Origin of the sequence: Marinobacter zhejiangensis (assembly GCF_900114775.1) — a bacterium.
In the GTDB taxonomy this organism is placed as follows: domain Bacteria; phylum Pseudomonadota; class Gammaproteobacteria; order Pseudomonadales; family Oleiphilaceae; genus Marinobacter; species Marinobacter zhejiangensis.
Window position 1 is genome coordinate 607,150 of sequence record NZ_FOUE01000002.1, and the last position, 16,404, is coordinate 623,553.

Sequence of the window (16,404 nt, forward strand, 5' to 3'; positions counted from 1 at the left end):
GGCTAAAGCTTACTCAACGTTCGCTTCGGCAGCCTTCTTGGTGTACTCCTCCATCTTGTCGAAGTTGAGGTACTTGTAGATCTCTTTCGACATGCTGTTCAGGTTCTGCGCGTACTCCATGTACTCTGCCGGGGTCGGCAGTTTACCGAGCACTGCACCTACCGCAGCCAGTTCCGCAGAGGTCAGGTACACGTTGGCACCATCACCCAGACGGTTCGGGAAGTTACGGGTAGATGTGGACAGTACGGTAGTCTGAGGAGCTACACGTGCCTGGTTACCCATACACAGTGAACAGCCCGGCATTTCGGTGCGAACACCGGCCGTGCCGTAAGTGTTGAAGTAACCTTCTTCCATCAGCTGGGCCTGGTCCATCTTGGTCGGCGGAGACATCCACAGGCGGGTGCTCAGCGGGCCTTTGTGTTGTTCCAGAAGCTTACCAGCAGCGCGGAAGTGGCCGATGTTGGTCATGCAGGAACCGATGAACACTTCGTCAACCTTGTCGCCAGCCACTTCGGACAGGAACTTGGCATCGTCCGGGTCGTTCGGGCAGCATACGATCGGCTCTTTGATGTCGGCCAGATCGATCTCGATGACGTGAGCGTATTCGGCGTCGTTGTCGGCACGCATCAGGCTCGGGTTGGCCAGCCACTCTTCCATGGCCTTGGCGCGACGCTCCAGGGTACGTGGATCGCCGTAGCCTTCTGCAATCATCCAGCGCAGCATGGTGATGTTGGAGCGCAGGTACTCAGCAACCGAATCTTCAGACAGGTTGATGGTACAGCCGGCTGCGGAACGCTCGGCAGACGCGTCAGACAGTTCGAATGCCTGTTCAACGGTCAGCTGCTCCAGACCTTCGATCTCCAGAATGCGGCCAGAGAATTCGTTGATCTTGCCTTTCTTCTCAACAGTCAGGATGCCTTGCTTGATGCCGTACAGCGGGATGGCGTGTACCAGATCACGTAGGGTGATGCCCGGCTGCATTTCGCCTTTGAAGCGAACCAGTACGGACTCAGGCATATCCAGTGGCATTACGCCGGTAGCGGCTGCGAAAGCCACCAGACCGGAGCCGGCCGGGAAGGAGATGCCCATCGGGAAACGGGTGTGGGAGTCACCACCGGTACCGACGGTGTCCGGCAGCAGCATACGGTTCAGCCAGGAGTGGATGATGCCGTCGCCCGGACGCAGGGCAACACCGCCACGGGTCTGGATGAAGTCCGGCATAGTGTGCTGCATTTCAACGTCAACCGGCTTCGGATAAGCCGCAGTGTGACAGAAGGATTGCATAACCAGGTCAGCCTGGAAGCCCAGACATGCCAGGTCTTTCAGCTCGTCACGGGTCATCGGGCCAGTGGTGTCCTGGGAACCAACGGTGGTCATCTTCGGCTCGCAGTAGGTGCCCGGGCGTACGCCTTGGCCTTCTTCCAGACCGCAGGCTTTACCAACCATCTTCTGGGCCAGGGTGAAGCCCTTGGTGCCAGCTTCCGGATCAACCGGCAGACGGAAGGTGTCAGTCGCACCCAGACCCAGCGCTTCGCGGGCCTTGTTGGTCAGACCACGACCGATGATCAGCGGGATACGGCCGCCAGCCTGAACTTCGTCCAAGATCACGTCGGACTTGAACTTGTACTCGGAGATCACGTCACCGGCTTCGTTCAGGATCTTGCCCTCGTAAGGACGGATCTCAATCACGTCGCCCATGTTCATGTTGTCAACCGGGGCTTCGAAAACCAGGGCGCCAGCGTCTTCCATGGTGTTGAAGAAGATTGGGGCAACCTTGCTGCCGATACAGACACCGCCGCCGCGCTTGTTCGGTACGCCAGGAATGTCGTCACCGAAGAACCACAGTACGGAGTTGGTGGCAGACTTACGGGAAGAACCGGTACCAACCACATCACCAACGAAGGCAACTGGCAGGCCTTTGGCCTTGATTTCTTCGATCTGGGCCATTGGGCCAGTCACGCCGTGCTCTTCCGGGTTCAGGCCGTCACGGGTCATTTTGTAGGCGGCACGTGCGTGCAGCGGGATGTCCGGGCGGGACCAGGCATCCGGAGCCGGAGACAGGTCGTCGGTGTTGGTTTCGCCAGTCACCTTGAACACGACCATCTTCATGCTTTCAGCAACTTTGTCCTTGCCGGTGAACCACTCGGCATTCGCCCAGGATTCCATAACGGCCTTGGCGACAGCGTTGCCAGCGTCCATCCGCTCTTTGACGTCGTTGAACGCGTCAAACATCAGCAGGGTCTTCTTCAGCTGCGCGCCAGCCAGTTCGGCCAGTTCAGCGTTGTCCAGCAGCTCAACCAGAGTGGCGATGTTGTAGCCGCCCTGCATCATGCCCAGCAGTTGAACGGCTTTTTCTTTGCTGACCAGCGGGGAAGAAGTTTCGCCCTTAACGATGGCGGTCAGGAAAGCGGCTTTTACGTAGGCAGCTTCGTCAACGCCCGGCGGGATGCGGTTTTCAAGCAGGTCTACCAGGGTTTCTTCTTCGCCGGCAGGCGGGTTCTTAACCAGCTCAACCAGAGCTGCAGTTTGCTCAGCGTTCAGGGGCTTGGGGGGAATGCCCAGAGCCGCGCGTTCTGCAACGTGTTCACGATAGGCTTCTAACACGATATGGACCCTCATCAGTTGGAATGTCCCGCGCCTACAGCATCTTTGCCTGGCGGGAGTTTTATGGCGAACAGGCCGTGGAGGTACTCCGAAAGCTATCCGGACGCTCCCTAACTGGCGCCGCATTCTATAGGAATCGATGTTGAAAGTTAAGCTGGACGGTGGTCTATAGCCGTTTGTCAATCGTGTATAATCGCAGGCTTCTTTCATTTACGGCCCGACGACACCTATGACATCCGCACTTGATGCCATCCATGAATTCCTTCCCTGCCGTACCCCGGCGCGGTGGATTGAGAACGCCCTGGCCAATCAGGACCTGATGCTGATTGACCATGCTCATTGTGAAAAGAAGGCGGCTTCCACGGCGTTGAGCCTGATGTATCGTTACGTCGACAACACGGACCTACTCAACAAAATGTCGCGGCTGGCCAGGGAGGAGCTACGGCACTTCGAACAGGTGCTGGCGATCATGAAGAAGCGTGGGGTTGCCTATGATCACCTGACGCCTGCCCGCTATGCCTCCGGGTTGCGTCAGGAGGTGAGGGCGGAAGACCCGGGCCGGCTGGTGGATGTGTTGATCGTGGGGGCGATTATTGAAGCCCGCTCCTGTGAGCGTTTTGCGGCCCTGGCTCCTCACCTGGACGAAAAGCTGGCAGACTTCTACAACAGCCTGCTCAAGTCAGAGGCCCGCCACTATCAGGACTACCTGGCCCTGGCGGAAAAAGCGGCGGGAGAGTCCATCAACGATCGCCTGGCAACTTTTTTGGAGATCGAAAGGGCACTGATTGAAGAGCCGGACACCGAGTTTCGCTTTCATAGTGGACCCGTTCCAGGCTGATTTCAGGCGGGGCAGATGTGATTGGGTTGTGCCCGGAGGGCCCGCAGGGAAATATGGAAATTAATGATCTGGTGGGCAGGGCAGTGATGCCCTGTGATGGCTGATAGTCAATGGAACGCTCCCTGAAGAATCTTTATGCCGCCATTTGCTTTGCGATAACGGGTGCACTCAGCACTCAGGCAATGGCCGAATGCTCTAAGACGCTGGTTGTTAATCAGGCCTCTTGGAAGCCCTATATGTATCGGGATCAGACCGGTGCGATGGCCGGTCTGGATTATGAGTTGATCAAGGGGATCCTTGACCAGGCCGGGTGCGATTATGTGTTTGTTGAGCATCCTTCCAAAAGGGCCTTGGTTGGCCTGGAAAACGGAGAAGTTGACCTGGTGACAGGGGCGTCAATTACGCCCGAAAGACAGCGCTATGGTCGTTTTACCCGTAGTTATCGGCCTGAGGAGATCGTGCTGGTCACTCGGGCGGCGGACCGGGATCGCCTGCGTGCAAGCAGTTTACAGGAGCTCATGTCGTCATACCCGGTAGTGCTTGGGGCGGTCAATGGTGGCTACTATGGTGAGGAGTATGGGGCGCTTGATCAGGACTCGCTCTACCGAAGTAACCGGTTGATTCTTGTTCAGGATGTGGAGCGGCTTATCGGTATGCTGGAGTTAAGCCGCATCGATGCCATTGTCGGAGATGCCGTCAGCTTGCATGTGACGGCTGGCAGCCTGGGACTTGGCCACAGAATCGCTGTGCACCGTCACCGCCTGAGTTCCGATGTGGTGCACCTGCTATTGAGTGCGAAATCGACCACCCTTGAGGATCTCAAGGTTATTGACGAAGCGATCGAGTCTTATGTGAATTCGGAAGCCTATCGGTCCCTCATGAGACGGTACGGCTTCAGTGGTGGGGAAGGGGCCGACTCCTGACCGTCCCGGACAGATGCTTAGCTTAGCTTTCCAGTTCCCGGCAGAGGGCAATCCAGCGATCGATACCTGCGCTCCGGTATTTTTGTTTGTGGAGAATAAAGTAGAACTGGCGATCGAACCTGCGGTGGTCAGGAACGTCCAGTGGAACCAGGCTGCCCCGGCGGAACGCGTCGGCAAGACAGACCCGTGACAGGCAGCCAATACCCAGTCCCGCTTCAACCGCCCGCTTGATCGCTTCAGTGTGTTCCAGCTCCAGCAAGATGTTCATATCCGGCAAAATGCCGTGCATGCCTCGCTCGACGGTCTGTCGGGTGCCGGAACCGGGTTCCCGCATGATCCAGGTGGCCTTTCTCAGGTCATTGTCCGTCAATGGCTTTTTTCTGGCGAGCGGATGGTCTGGCGAGCAGAACACCACCAGTTCATCAGATAGCCAGGGGATAACCTCAAGCTCTGAGGATTGCAGCTCCCCTTCAATCAACCCGATATCCAGTTCAAAGTCGATGACCCGCTGGGCAATGGTGCGTGTGTTCGCCACTTCCAGTGATACCCGGGGCTGGGATTCTGAGGTCATGTACTTGGCCATGATCCCAACCGCCAGATAGTTGCCAATGGTCAGTGTCGCGCCGACTTTAAGGGCGCCGACCTCCGTGTGTTTGGCAAGAGCCTGCTCCAGCTCGCCGGCTTGCGCCAGCAATGCTTCGACTTTGGGGCGGTAGAGGCGCCCCAGCTCGTTCAGCTGGAGCCGCTTGCCCACACGGTCAAAGAGCTGAATATCAAACTGGCTTTCCAGCTCCTTCAGCGCACTACTTGCTGCAGACTGAGACATGGCGAGCGATTCTGCGGCCTTGGTGATGTTCTGGAAATGGGCGGCGGCCAAGAACACTTCAAGCTGGCGAAAACTGTATCTCATAATCGAATATTCCGAATAAGGTTATGAAAATATCCCATTTCATCGATAGGTTAACCCTGGGGTAAGATGCTTTCAATCTTCAATTGGTAACTAATCACCTTACGGGCGAGACCATGAGCAATTTGATGAAAGAAACCGTTACCAGCGTCCACCACTGGAACGACACCCTGTTCAGCTTCAAAACCAGCAGAGACCCCGGGTTTCGTTACAAGAACGGGCACTTCGTGATGATTGGCCTGGAGACCGATGGCAAGCCGCTGATGCGTGCCTACAGTATCGCCAGTGCCAACTACGAGGAGGAGCTGGAGTTCTTTTCAATCAAGGTTCCTGATGGTCCGCTGACCTCACGCCTCCAGAAGATTCGGGTTGGCGATGAAATCCTGGTTAGCCGGAAGCCAACCGGCACCCTGATTCTCGATAATCTGTTGCCTGGCAAGAACCTCTGGTTGATTTCTACCGGCACTGGGTTGGCGCCCTTTATGAGCATCATCAAAGACCCCGAGGTCTACGATGCCTTTGACAAGGTTATCCTGACCCACGGTGTTCGCTACACCAGTGAACTCGCCTACCAGCAGGAAATTACCGACCTGCCGGATAACGAATTCTTTGGCGAAATGGTCCAGGGGAAACTGCTGTACTACCCAACGGTGACCCGGGAAGCCTTCCGTAACCAGGGTCGCCTGACGGATGCCATGGCCAATGGCAAGTTGACGCAGGATCTGGGGTTGCCGGACCTTGACCCTGAAAATGATCGATTCATGATCTGCGGTAGTCCCAGCATGCTTAAGGATACCTGCGCCATTCTGAACGATCTCGGTTTCGAGGAAGCCCGTCAGGGTAATATGGGGCACTACGTTATCGAGCGGGCGTTTGTAGAGCAGTAATCTGCCCAACGGCCTGTCGTTCAAGAAAACCCCTGGGTGATCAGCTCAGGGGTTTTCTTGTATTCAAGCTAGCGCACTACGACCAGTCGGCTGGCTTTCCTGAATATCGGTGCCTGAACTACCATGGGTCATTCGGCAGGGAGGATAACTGGGTAAGTGGTATCCATCCCGTCAGTGCGAAACAGACCCTGGCACGATATTACCGATGGATGTGACTGATGACCTCTTGCAACTCCTCGACCATGGCTGAGCCGGCGGGCCTGGCTCTGAGTGTGCACCTGCGGCCAGGAATGCTGCTGGTCGTGGGCGGCGCACTGGATGCGGAAAATCATGCGCATCATGCAATCCAGGTGGTTTGGCCGCATTCAGGGTGTGAGTTGGCGATTGGGGAGCGCGTTGAGCGGGGGCCCGTGGTTATCGCCTCGGGAGAAAGCCATCGCCTCAAGATGCAGCAGGGGCTGATCCTTTTGCTGGAGCCGCAATCGGACTGGGGGGAGCTGCTGACCGACTACCTTTCCGGCCACCGGTGCCGGGGCATTAAGGGCTTGCCGGAGCTGTTTGAGCTGATGGCGCCCAACCGTCATGTGTTGGGAGTATTGCCCCATCTTCGGCGAGCGCTGGGCGACGGGAGCTCGCGGGTCAGTTGTGAGCCCCGGGTCCAGGTTGATGATCGGCGGATTGCGAGCCTGCTGGCGAGGTTGGATGCCTGCTTCGCCGACCGGTGTCTGAAGCCTGAACATTGGCGGGCGTCAGAGGTCGCGGAGTCTTTGAACCTGTCGGAGGGCCGCTTTTTGCACTTGTTCCGTGAACAGATGGGGATTGCCTGGCGGCCTTATCTGCTCTGGCGCCGACTACTCTGCGCTGTCAATGCCATGGGTGGCGGACGTACGGCGACCGAAGCCGCATATGAGGCGGGCTTTTCTGACAGTGCCCACCTGAGCCGAACATTCCGGAAGTCTTTCGGGATGGCGATTCGTGAGGCGCTGGCCTTGTTCCGGTGAGATAGCCGGTTTATTCAAGTTCTTGCTGGTGGGTTTTCCTATGCTGAGTGCAAACAGAGTGAGGAAACCACACCATGACAGCACAAGCCCAACACCAGAACTACCTGAAACCCACACCAATGCTGGATTTTCAGAGCGATGACATACAGCGCCTTATTGAGCTGCGTGGGTGGGCGAACCTTTCCCAGGATAATGCGGCCAGGGAGATCTATTTGTTTGTCAGGGATCAGGTCGCTTTTGGTTACAATCGCGACGATACCTTGAGTGCCAGCGCGGTGTTACGCGATGGATACGGTCAGTGCAATACCAAGGGAACGCTTTTGATGGCCTTGCTCAGGGCAGTCGGTATCCCAACTCGCTTCCATGGCTTCACCATCTATAACGAACTCCAGAAAGGGGCCATCCCCAATTACCTGTTCAGGCTGGCGCCAGAGCGAATCATCCACAGCTGGGTTGAGGTTTGGATAGGTGGGCGCTGGCTTGAAGTGGAGGGGTACATCATCGACAAGCCTTACCTGGCGCAGGTTCAAAGGCGGTTCGCTGATGAGTGCGAGTCCTTCAGCGCCTATGGCATTGCAACGACCTGCTTGAAGGCCCCTGATAATGAATGGACGGGAAGCAACACCTATATCCAGAAAGAGGGGATTGCCGACGATTTCGGCGTCTATGCCCAGCCGGATGATTTTTATCGGGAGAAGGGGAGTAACCTGACCGGGTTGCGTCGCTTGTTGTACCGGGCGCTGTTCAGGCATCTGATGAACTGGAACGTACGGCGCATTCGAGTCCGTGGGATTGCCTGACAAAGTGAGCGGGCGAAAGGGCGGACCAGCCAAAGGGTGATCCGCCCGAACCGCGGGTTACTGCAGCGGCGCTTGCTTCAGCTCTGGCTCCTGCCCGGGCTGGACTTCAACCCACCAAAGGGCTTTGTCCCAGTCACCCAGCACAATGCGCTGGCCGGCCTGACCGTCAATATCAACGGCGTGGATGGCAGGGCGGTGGGTGTGTCCATGGATCAGTCGAAGAACGCCATGGTCGGCCATGACGCTGATCACTTCCTCGGGCGTCACATCCATGATCGCCATTTCCTTGCCCTTGTTCTTCGCCATGCTGATTTCACGAAGCTGGCGGGCGGTGGTCTGGCGATCGGCCAATGGCCGTTGCAGGAATAGGGTCTGCCACTGGCGATTGCGCATGGTCGTACGGAACTTCTGGTACTCCACGTCGGCGGTGCACAGGCTGTCGCCGTGCATCAGCAGGGTGGAGGTTCCGTAGAGGTCCACCACAGACGGGTCGTCCAGCAGGGTCGCTCCAACACGAGCACAAAACTCCTCGCCGATCAGAAAGTCCCGGTTACCGTGCATCAGGTACAACTGAGTGCCACTGTCGCTGACGGCCTTGAGCGCCTGCGCGACTTCATCCTGTAGCGGCGTGTGTTCGTCGTCGCCAATCCAGGCTTCGAAGAAATCACCGAGTATGTACAGCTGATCGATACCGTGCGCTTTTTGCTCAAGGAAGCCCAGAAACGCCCGGGTAATATCCGGGCGGGCTTCCTCAAGGTGCAGGTCGGAAATGAGCAGCGTGGTCACGCTGCGCCCCCATCCTCCAGAATCTCAGCCTTCTCGATGACAACGTCATCGGCAGGAACGTCCTGGTGGCCTGCACGCATAGTGGTGCGTACAGCGCGGATCTGGTTAACCGCGTCCATACCTTCAACCACTTTACCGAACACGCAATAACCCCAGCCTTCAGCGGTTTCTGCGGTGTGGTCCAGGAAGCCATTGTCCTGAACGTTGATGAAGAACTGGGCCGTAGCCGAGTGAGGATCCATGGTGCGGGCCATGGCGATGGTGCCAGTCATGTTGCTGAGACCGTTGTTGGCTTCGTTCTTGATTGGTTCCCGGGTTTTGCGCGGCTGCATGCCCGGCTCAAAACCACCGCCCTGAATCATGAAGTTGCTGATCACGCGGTGGAAGATCAGGCCATCGAAGAAACCATCGCGAACGTATTGTTCAAAGTTTTTGGCAGTTTCGGGGGCCTTCTCGTAGTCGAGTTCGATCTTGATGTCGCCGTGATTGGTTGTCAGCAGAATCATTAGGGGGTTCCTGTCGCTGTTAATGAGGAATTTTTGTGGATCGTAAAATACGACCATAGCCAGCTATTGTACGTAAGAGTTGGCGTCTGTGCATGATCAATGAGTCGAACCGGCGAGGCTTGAAACAAAGAAGCGGGATGATTCGGTTGGGTCGTTGCCGCGATGGGGTTATTCGTAGCACCCGAATGCGTATAATGCGTTCTTTAATTCAACGTTCCACTTAATTGAGATCGTATGAGCGCCGATTCCAAGAAAGCCCACAACTTTATCGAAAGCCTGATCAATGATGAAATCAGCAGTGGCAAGCACACCGGCAAGGTGGTTACCCGTTTTCCGCCAGAGCCCAATGGCTACCTGCACGTAGGTCATGCCAAGTCGATCTGTCTGAACTTCGGTATTGCCGAGACCTTTGCGGGGGAGTGCAACCTTCGGTTTGACGACACCAACCCGGAGAAGGAGTCCCAAGAGTACATTGATGCCATCCGCAAGGATGTGCAATGGCTGGGCTATGAGTGGGCGGGCGACATTCACTATGCGTCGGATTACTTTGATGCCATCTACGATTTTGCCGTTGAGCTGATCGAGAAAGGCAAGGCCTACGTCTGTTCACTGACGGCGGAACAGATGGCCGAATACCGGGGTAACCTGAAGGAGCCAGGGCGCAACAGTCCCGATCGGGATCGTCCGGTGGAAGAGAGCCTGAAGCTGTTTCAGGAAATGCGTGACGGCAAGTTCGAAAACGGGGCGTTGGTGCTGCGGGCCAAGATCGATATGGCATCGCCCAACATGAACCTGCGTGATCCGATCCTGTATCGAATCCGTTACGCAGAGCACCACCAGACCGGAAACAAGTGGTGCATCTACCCGATGTACGACTTTACCCATCCGATTTCCGATGCCATGGAAGGAATTACCCATTCTCTGTGTACTCTGGAGTTTGAGGACCATCGTCCGCTGTACGACTGGGTTCTGGACAACATCACGCCACCGGCGCGGCCACACCAGACCGAATTTGCCCGCCTGAACCTGAACTACACCATTACCAGCAAGCGTAAGCTCAAGCGCCTGGTTGATGAAGGGCATGTGGCGGGCTGGGATGATCCGCGGATGCCAACGATTTCCGGTATGCGCCGCCGTGGCTACACACCGGAATCCATTCGCAACTTCTGCGACATGATTGGCGTGAACAAAGCGGGCGGTACTGTTGATGTAGGAATGCTGGAGTTCGCCATCCGGGAAGACCTGAACGCTCGTGCGCCTCGTGCCATGTGTGTGATGCGCCCGCTTAAGGTGACGCTGACAAACTACCCGGAAGGGCAGAGCGAAACGCTGACCCTGCCGGTTCACCCGCAGAATGAAAGCATGGGCACCCGCGAGGTTCCCTGGACCCGGACGCTCTTTATCGACCGCGAAGACTTTGTTGAGGAAGCTCCTCGCAAGTGGAAGCGGTTGGCGCCTGATCAGGCGGTACGCCTCCGTGGTGGGTATGTAATGACTTGCCGCGAGATTGTGCGTGACGAGGCCGGAGAGATCGTTGAGCTGAAGTGTGAGTACGATCCCAACACCCTTGGGGTAAATCCTGAGGGCTATAAGGCCAACGGCGTGATCCACTGGGTATCGGAGATCGACAGCGTTGAGGCTGACATCAACCTGTACGACAGGCTGTTCAACCACGAGTCCCCGGACAGCGACAAAGAGGGGGATTTTGTGGACCACCTCAATCCTGAGTCGTTGACCCAGATTACTGGCGCCCGGGTTGAAAAGAGTCTGGCGCAGCCCCGTTACGACCTGCCTTATCAGTTTGAGCGGGAAGGGTACTTCTTCTGTGACGAAGATGCCTCGGTCGCTGGCCGACTGGTATTCAACCGTACCGTCACCCTCAGGGATTCCTGGGGCGGCGATAAAAACAAATCCTGATTGCCCGATAAGGCCGAACTGTGATCCGAATTTACAACACCCTGTCCCAACAGAAGGAAGAGCTTCAGCCTCTGGAGTCCGGCAAGGTCCGGATGTACGTTTGCGGCATGACCGTTTACGACTATTGTCATCTTGGGCATGCCCGGGTGCTGGTGGCGTTCGATGTCATTACCCGCTATCTGCGTCACAGTGGCTACGATGTGCACTACGTTCGCAACATCACGGATATTGACGACAAGATCCTCAAACGCGCTGATGAAAATGGTGAGGTGTACACGGACCTGACCCAGCGGATGATTCAGGCCATGCATGAGGATGAGGCTCGGCTGGGCGTGTTGTCTCCGACCGAGGAGCCGCGGGCGACCGCCCATATTGACGACATCATCGCGATGATCCGGGTGCTGATCAGCAAGGGACACGCCTATGCCGCTGATAACGGTGATGTGTACTTTGCGGTTGATTCGTTCAAGGGCTACGGCAAACTCAGCAAGAAGAAGCTGGAAGACCTGCTCGCCGGGGCGCGGGTCGATGTTGAGGCTGCCAAGCGCAGTCCGGCTGATTTCGCGTTGTGGAAGGCGGCAAAGGAAGGTGAGGTTAGCTGGTCATCGCCCTGGGGTGACGGGCGTCCTGGCTGGCATATCGAGTGTTCCGCTATGTCGACGTGCTGCCTGGGCAATACCTTCGATATCCACGGCGGTGGCCCGGACCTGATGTTCCCGCACCACGAAAACGAGATCGCCCAGTCAGAAGCGGCGACCGGCGAAGAGTTTGCGCGTGTGTGGATGCATGCCGGCGCGATTCGGGTGAATAAAGAGAAGATGTCCAAATCCCTGGGCAACTTCTTCACCATTCGGGAAATTCTGGAAAAGTACCCGGCGGAAGTGGTTCGTTACTTCCTGGTATCCAGTCATTACCGCAGCCAGGTTGATTACTCCGAGGACAACCTGGCCGAAGCGGGCCGCACCCTGACCAAGCTCTATCACGCTTTGCGGGGCCTGGTGCCTTCAAAGGATGTGGCCGAGACCGAGCATGATCGTCGTTTCGCTGATGCGATGAATGATGATTTCAATACTGCCGGTGCCATTGCTGTGCTGCATGCCGTCGCTGCGGACATTAATCAGTGTCGTCGTGATGGTGACGAGCAGGCGGCGCGGGACAGTGCGGCTGTGCTGGTGAGGTTGGGTAAGGTTCTGGGGTTGCTACAGCAAGACCCGGAGGCGTTCTTCCAGGCGGATACAGGCAGTGATCTCTCTGCGGAGGACATCGAAGCGTTGATTCAGGCAAGGGCGGACGCGCGGAAAGGGCGTGATTTCGCCGAAGCGGATCGCATCCGCGATGAACTGCTTGAAAAAGGCATTATTCTGGACGATTCCCGGGAAGGGACGACCTGGCGCCGGGCGTGATGAATTTGTACGGGATTTAACGTACACTACCGCGCTCGAATTTTGGTGAATACAGAAAACCACTGAGGCAAACAACGATGACTGAACGCGTGCAAGTCGGCGGCCTGCAGGTCGCAAAGAACCTGTTCGATTTCGTGAACAATGAAGCGATCCCCGGCACCGGCGTTGATGCTGACAAGTTCTGGGCAGAATTTGACACCATCGTCCACGAGCTGGCGCCTCGCAACAAAGAGTTGCTCGCCAAGCGTGATGCCATTCAGGAAAAGATGGACAGCTGGAACAAGGACCACAAGGGCCAGGCCATCAACATGGACGAGTACAAGTCCTTCCTGAAAGAGATCGGCTACCTGGTTGATGAGCCGGCTGACTTCAAAATTGACACCGCCAATGTAGATCCGGAAGTGGCCACTATGGCTGGTCCGCAGCTGGTTGTTCCGGTCATGAACGCCCGCTTCGCGCTGAACGCTGCCAATGCACGCTGGGGCAGCCTGTACGACGCACTTTACGGCACTGACGCGATCTCCGAAGACGATGGCGCCGAAAAGGGCCGCGGTTACAATCCGGTACGTGGTGCCAAGGTTATTGAGTGGGCCCGCAACCTGCTGGACGGCTCTGCACCGCTGGCTTCCGGTAGCCATAAGGATGCCGCCAAGTACTTCGTTGACGGTGGCAAACTGGCCGTCAAACTGCAGAACGGTGAAGTGACCGGTCTGAAGGATGAGGCTGGTTTCGTGGGTTATGTTGGCGCTGCTGACGAGCCTACCGGACTGCTGCTGTCCAAGAACGGCATGCGCTTCGAGATCCAGATTGATGCGAGCCACCCGATCGGCAAGGACGACGGTGCTCACGTCAAGGACGTGCTGATGGAATCCGCGCTGACCACCATCATGGACTGCGAAGACTCTGTGGCTGCCGTTGATGCCGACGACAAGATCGTTGCCTATAAGAACTGGCTGGGCCTGATGAAGGGTGACCTTGAGGAAACCTTCGAGAAGGGCGGTCAGCAGATGACCCGTAAGATGAACGGCGACCGCGTCTATACCGCTGCCAATGGCGGTGAGGTGAGCCTCAAGGGTCGCAGTATGCTGTTCGTTCGTAACGTGGGTCACCTGATGACCAACCCGGCGATCCTGCTGAATGATGGCGGTGAAGTGCCTGAAGGCCTGATGGATGGCCTGGTCACTTCCCTGATCGCTATCCACGACCTTAAAGGTCAGGGCGCGTTCCAGAACAGCACCAAGGGTTCTGTGTACATTGTTAAGCCCAAGCAGCACGGTCCTGAGGAAGTGGCCTTCACCAACGAATTCTTCGGTCGTGTAGAAGACGCACTGGGTCTGCCTCGCTTTACCCTGAAAGTGGGTATCATGGACGAAGAGCGTCGTACCACGGTGAACCTGAAGGCGTGTATCCACGCTGCCAAGGATCGCGCAGTCTTCATCAACACCGGCTTCCTGGATCGTACCGGTGATGAGATCCATACCTCCATGGAACTGGGGCCGTTCATTCGCAAGGGTGAAATGAAGCAGGCCACCTGGATTGGTGCCTACGAAAACTGGAACGTGGATATCGGTCTGGAAACCGGCTTCTCTGGCGTTGCCCAGATTGGCAAAGGTATGTGGGCGATGCCGGATCTGATGGCGGGCATGCTTGAGCAGAAGATCGGTCATCCGAAGTCTGGCGCCAACACTGCATGGGTTCCGTCCCCGACCGCAGCCACCCTGCACGCGACACACTACCATCAGGTGAATGTGTTTGACGTTCAGAAAGAACTGGCCAACCGCCAGCGTGCTGCCCTGGAAGATATCCTGACCGTGCCGGTTATGGCTGCCCCTTCTTCCCTGACGGCCGAGGACATCCAGCAGGAACTGGACAACAACGCCCAAGGTATCCTTGGGTACGTGGTTCGCTGGATCGATCAGGGTGTTGGTTGCTCCAAGGTGCCTGATATCAACAACGTTGGCCTGATGGAAGACCGTGCAACCCTGCGGATCTCCTCTCAGCTGCTGGCCAACTGGTTGCATCACGGTATCTGCACTGAAGCTCAGATCGAGGAAACCATGAAGCGTATGGCTGCAGTGGTTGATCAGCAGAACGCTGGTGACCCGGCCTACCGGAACATGGCTCCGAACTTCGACGAAAGTGTCGCCTTTGAAGCTGCCATGGCTCTCGTTCTGAAGGGCTGCGAGCAGCCGAACGGCTACACTGAGCCGCTTCTGCATGCCTACCGTCTGAAGGCGAAAGCCAAGTTCGGTCAGTAAGCAAAGCGCAATAAAAAACCCCGCCATTGAGCGGGGTTTTTTATTGCCTGGGAGTTTGGCGGGTAGGGTGCCTCTCTCCCAGTTGTCAGACGCGACTTAGTCCTGGTGCAGTTCGTTGGCTGAGAACAATGTGTTCTCAAGCAGGGTGGCAATGGTCATTGGGCCGACGCCACCCGGAACCGGGGTGATGTAGGCTGCACGTTCAGCGGCAGGTTCAAATTCAATGTCGCCCTTGAGCTTTCCGTCTTCCATCCGATTGATGCCCACGTCGATGACAGTGGCACCGGGTTTGATCCATTCGCCTTTGACCAGTCCGGGCTTTCCGGCGGCTGCAATGACGATGTCCGCTTCGCCGACGAACTTTGCGAGATCCTTGGTGAATCGGTGGGTGATGGTGACGGTGGCGCCTTTGAGTAGCAATTCCATGGCCATGGGGCGGCCCACAATATTCGAAGCGCCGACAATGACCGCATGCTGGCCCTTATAGGGCGTACCAACGCTGTCTAGCAGTGTAATAATGCCAGCGGGGGTGCAGGGGCGGAGTTCGGGGCGACGCTGAACCAGGCGACCTATATTGAACGGGTGAAAGCCATCCACGTCTTTGTCCGGGCGGATTTTGACCAGGATCGGGTCGGCGTCCAGGTGCTCCGGTAGCGGCAGTTGAACCAGGATGCCATCAACGGCAGGGTTTTCGTTCAGCTCGTCGACCAGCGCCTCCAGGGCCTCCTGGGAAGTGTCTGCTGGCAGGTCGTAGGACAGCGACAGAATGCCTGCCTCTTCGCAGGCTTTGCGTTTGCTGCCTACATATACCTGGGAAGCCGGATCGTTGCCGACCAGCACAACGGCCAGTCCTGGCGCTCTCAGGCCTTGCTCACGACGGGCTTGAACGCCTGCGGCCACTTGTTGGCGTACGCGGGCAGCAATATCTTTTCCGTTGATCAGTTCTGCGGTCATTTTGGTGTCTTTTCGATCCTGCATCTCAAAGGCGCGCATTGTCTCATGCTTCGGCCCAGACTCCAATCCGTTGATGGGCTGCGAGATGTTCAGTCGAACCCGGGCCGGTGGTAGAATGAGTGAAAAGGCAGTGGGTGGTTACGCTTTAGTTGCGCCAATTTCAGGAAAATCCGAATTCTTTGTTGACGAGTCGGATTCTCGCGGGTAATATGCGCGCCAACTTTGCTGAGGCACTTGTTGTTCAGTTCAAACGGGGTATAGCGCAGTCTGGTAGCGCGCCTGCTTTGGGAGCAGGATGTCGGGAGTTCGAATCTCTCTACCCCGACCATTTTTCTGGATATTCAGGTGGGCGAACGGTCAAGCGCCCGTAGCTCAGCTGGATAGAGCATCCGCCTTCTAAGCGGATGGTCGCAGGTTCGAGTCCTGCCGGGCGCGCCATTCTCAACGCAGATTAGTGCCGGACTCGCCAAACCAGCAAAGTTGTTAAGATGCAGTGTCGTACGATAAATGCGATACCTGATGTGGTGGACGTAGCTCAGTTGGTAGAGCTCAGGATTGTGACTCCTGCGGTCGAGGGTTCGAACCCCTTCGTCCACCCCACTTTTCTTTCCGAGTTGATT

13 protein-coding genes and 3 tRNA genes are annotated in these 16,404 nt (G+C 56.8%); 11 read left to right on the top strand and 5 right to left on the bottom strand.

Translation table 11 applies throughout. The features are described from left to right. Nucleotides 1–9: 9 nt before the first annotated feature. The gene (acnB, locus tag BMZ67_RS08140; RefSeq protein WP_092022119.1) at nucleotides 10–2,604 is read right to left on the bottom strand and encodes a bifunctional aconitate hydratase 2/2-methylisocitrate dehydratase; all 2,595 of its coding nucleotides are present in this window, start codon (nucleotides 2,602–2,604) and stop codon (nucleotides 10–12) included. A gap of 229 nt (nucleotides 2,605–2,833) precedes the next feature. Here acnB and BMZ67_RS08145 point away from each other — a divergent pair, with 229 nt between their 5' ends. After that, nucleotides 2,834–3,442, top strand: coding sequence for a MiaE family protein (locus tag BMZ67_RS08145; protein ID WP_092021491.1), 609 nt, complete (start codon nucleotides 2,834–2,836; stop codon nucleotides 3,440–3,442). Between the two features lie 182 nt (nucleotides 3,443–3,624). After that, nucleotides 3,625–4,365, top strand: coding sequence for a substrate-binding periplasmic protein (locus BMZ67_RS08150; protein ID WP_281246596.1), 741 nt, complete (start codon nucleotides 3,625–3,627; stop codon nucleotides 4,363–4,365). A 22-nt stretch (nucleotides 4,366–4,387) separates the two neighbouring features. Here the strand turns inward: BMZ67_RS08150 and BMZ67_RS08155 are convergent, their stop codons facing one another. Beyond that, complete coding sequence (locus BMZ67_RS08155; protein ID WP_092021495.1) at nucleotides 4,388–5,275, bottom strand: LysR family transcriptional regulator; 888 nt, start codon at nucleotides 5,273–5,275, stop codon at nucleotides 4,388–4,390. 113 nt (nucleotides 5,276–5,388) lie between these two features. Between BMZ67_RS08155 and BMZ67_RS08160 the strand changes: the two genes are divergently transcribed. The 3 genes from BMZ67_RS08160 (at nucleotide 5,389) to BMZ67_RS08170 (ending at nucleotide 7,960) form a co-directional block, all read left to right on the top strand. After that, nucleotides 5,389–6,159 (top strand): ferredoxin--NADP reductase, encoded by a 771-nt coding sequence (locus BMZ67_RS08160; protein ID WP_092021497.1) that lies wholly within the window; start codon nucleotides 5,389–5,391, stop codon nucleotides 6,157–6,159. Between the two features lie 218 nt (nucleotides 6,160–6,377). Beyond that, a complete protein-coding gene (locus BMZ67_RS08165) occupies nucleotides 6,378–7,160 on the top strand; it encodes a helix-turn-helix domain-containing protein (protein ID WP_245749913.1) in 783 nt (260 codons plus the stop codon). A 74-nt stretch (nucleotides 7,161–7,234) separates the two neighbouring features. Then, nucleotides 7,235–7,960, top strand: a complete 726-nt coding sequence (locus tag BMZ67_RS08170; protein ID WP_092021499.1) for a transglutaminase-like domain-containing protein — start codon at nucleotides 7,235–7,237, stop codon at nucleotides 7,958–7,960. A gap of 57 nt (nucleotides 7,961–8,017) precedes the next feature. On the opposite strand, the gene BMZ67_RS08175 is transcribed toward BMZ67_RS08170, so the two are convergent. Together BMZ67_RS08175 and BMZ67_RS08180 are read right to left on the bottom strand one after the other, a co-directional pair. Beyond that, nucleotides 8,018–8,746, bottom strand: a complete 729-nt coding sequence (locus BMZ67_RS08175; RefSeq protein WP_092021501.1) for a UDP-2,3-diacylglucosamine diphosphatase — start codon at nucleotides 8,744–8,746, stop codon at nucleotides 8,018–8,020. Beyond that, entirely contained in the window at nucleotides 8,743–9,252 is a 510-nt protein-coding gene (locus tag BMZ67_RS08180) for a peptidylprolyl isomerase (RefSeq protein ID WP_092021503.1), read from the bottom strand. Before BMZ67_RS08180 ends, BMZ67_RS08175 begins: the two co-directional genes overlap by 4 nt. A 234-nt stretch (nucleotides 9,253–9,486) precedes the next feature. Between BMZ67_RS08180 and BMZ67_RS08185 the strand changes: the two genes are divergently transcribed. The 3 genes from BMZ67_RS08185 to BMZ67_RS08195 all read left to right on the top strand — a co-directional run bounded on the left by BMZ67_RS08185 (nucleotide 9,487) and on the right by BMZ67_RS08195 (nucleotide 14,830). Further along, complete coding sequence (locus tag BMZ67_RS08185) at nucleotides 9,487–11,169, top strand: glutamine--tRNA ligase/YqeY domain fusion protein (RefSeq protein WP_092021505.1); 1,683 nt, start codon at nucleotides 9,487–9,489, stop codon at nucleotides 11,167–11,169. Nucleotides 11,170–11,189: 20 nt separating this feature from the next. Next, the gene (cysS, locus tag BMZ67_RS08190) at nucleotides 11,190–12,572 is read left to right on the top strand and encodes a cysteine--tRNA ligase (RefSeq protein WP_092021507.1); all 1,383 of its coding nucleotides are present in this window, start codon (nucleotides 11,190–11,192) and stop codon (nucleotides 12,570–12,572) included. A 77-nt stretch (nucleotides 12,573–12,649) separates the two neighbouring features. Then, nucleotides 12,650–14,830, top strand: a complete 2,181-nt coding sequence (locus BMZ67_RS08195; RefSeq protein ID WP_092021509.1) for a malate synthase G — start codon at nucleotides 12,650–12,652, stop codon at nucleotides 14,828–14,830. 96 nt (nucleotides 14,831–14,926) lie between these two features. On the opposite strand, the gene folD is transcribed toward BMZ67_RS08195, so the two are convergent. After that, nucleotides 14,927–15,784, bottom strand: coding sequence for a bifunctional methylenetetrahydrofolate dehydrogenase/methenyltetrahydrofolate cyclohydrolase FolD (gene folD / locus BMZ67_RS08200; protein ID WP_092022123.1), 858 nt, complete (start codon nucleotides 15,782–15,784; stop codon nucleotides 14,927–14,929). Nucleotides 15,785–16,035: 251 nt separating this feature from the next. Here folD and BMZ67_RS08205 point away from each other — a divergent pair. The 3 genes from BMZ67_RS08205 (at nucleotide 16,036) to BMZ67_RS08215 (ending at nucleotide 16,384) form a co-directional block, all read left to right on the top strand. Continuing rightward, nucleotides 16,036–16,112: transfer RNA gene (locus BMZ67_RS08205), tRNA-Pro, on the top strand. 33 nt (nucleotides 16,113–16,145) lie between these two features. Further along, a tRNA-Arg gene (locus BMZ67_RS08210) sits at nucleotides 16,146–16,222 on the top strand. Between the two features lie 86 nt (nucleotides 16,223–16,308). Beyond that, nucleotides 16,309–16,384 (top strand) — tRNA-His (locus BMZ67_RS08215). Nucleotides 16,385–16,404 lie beyond the last annotated feature (20 nt).